This is a genomic window from Agromyces binzhouensis (assembly GCF_004135055.1).
GTDB classification, from domain to species: domain Bacteria; phylum Actinomycetota; class Actinomycetes; order Actinomycetales; family Microbacteriaceae; genus Agromyces; species Agromyces binzhouensis.
In genome coordinates, this window is sequence record NZ_SDPL01000593.1 from 1 (window position 1) to 1,419 (window position 1,419).

At 74.4% G+C, this 1,419-nt stretch carries 1 protein-coding gene; it reads left to right on the top strand.

The genetic code is table 11. The features are described 5' to 3' along the window. On the top strand, positions 1-1,373 hold a 1,373-nt coding region (locus ESO86_RS16965), incomplete at its 5' end, for a carboxylesterase/lipase family protein (RefSeq protein ID WP_165308251.1). Positions 1,374-1,419: the final 46 nt, after the last annotated feature.

A 1,419-nucleotide genomic window follows, 5' to 3' on the forward strand; every position in this document is an offset into this window, starting at 1 on the left:
CCCAGGTCGCGCCGCCCGCGACGGGCGGCGCCGAGGCCGGCGCGGCGGAGGACTGGCGCGGGGTCGATGCCGCCTTCGCCGGGCTCGAGCACGCCGCTCCGGCGGAGGACGTGCTGAACCTCAACATCTGGACGCCCGATCCGGGCGCGGTGCGACGTCCCGTGATGGTGTGGATCCAGGGCGGGATGTTCGAGCTCAGTTCGACGGCCGCGTACGACGGCAGCCGGTTCGCGCGGGACGGCATCGTGTGCGTCGTCATCAACTGGCGGCCGGGGGCCGAGGGGTTCCTGATGCTCGACGACGGGAACGTGAACCGGGGTCTCCTCGACCAGGTCGCGGCGTTGGAGTGGGTCCGGGACCGGATCGACGCGTTCGGCGGGGATCCCGACGACGTGACCGTCTTCGGCGAGTCCGCGGGCGCCATGAGCATCGGGATGCTGCTCGCGATGCCGGCCGCGGCCGGCCTGTTCCGACGGGCGATCCTCCAGAGCGGCGCCGCGCACCACGTGCTGCCGCCGTCCGACGCCGAGCGCCTGGCGGGGCTCCTCGCGGAACGTCTCGGCACGTCGCCGACCCGTGAGGCGATCGCGGCGGTCGGCGTGCCCCGCCTGCTCGCGGCGCAGGCCGCACTCAAGGCGGACCTGATCGCCCATCCGGACCCGGATCGATGGGGCATGCCGCTCGTGGCCACCACGATGCCGTGGCAGCCCGTCGTCGACGGCGCGGTGATCCCCGCAGCGCCGATCGATCGGATCGCGGCGGGCGCCGCCCGCGACGTGGACCTGGTCGTCGGCACGAACGCCGACGACTGGCGCCTCTGGCTCACGGTGAGCGGCGCGTTCGCGCGGATCACGGACGAGATCCTCACGGGTCCGGTGGCCCGCTTCGGCTCCCAGTCGCTCGCGGCGTACGACCTTGCGCCGACGACGTCCCTGCCCGCGTACCGGGCGCGGTACCCGGACGCGGTTCCGGGCGACCTGCTCGCAGCAGTCCAGACCGACTGGTGGATGCGGATCCCGGCGATCAGGCTGGCGGACGCGCACGCGGCGGCCGGCGGTCGGACCTACATGTACGAGTTCGCGTGGCCGGCGCCGGGCCTCGGAGCCGTCCACGCGCTGGAGATCCCGTTCGTGTTCGACACGCTCTCCCCCGACGCCCCGCTGTTCGGCCCGATGCTCGGCCCGAACCCGCCGCAGTCGCTCGCCGACTCGATGCACGGTGCGTGGGTCGCATTCGCGTCGTCCGGCGACCCGGGCGAGCAGTGGCCGAGGTACCACGCCGAACTGCGCGCGACGATGCGCTTCGACGTGCAGTCGCGGGTCGCGGTGGACCCCCGCGCGTGGGAGCGCGGCCTGTGGGCGGGCGTCAGGTGAGCTCGGAGCGCGGCCGGCCGCCGGCGTACACGCTGCGCCCGATGCC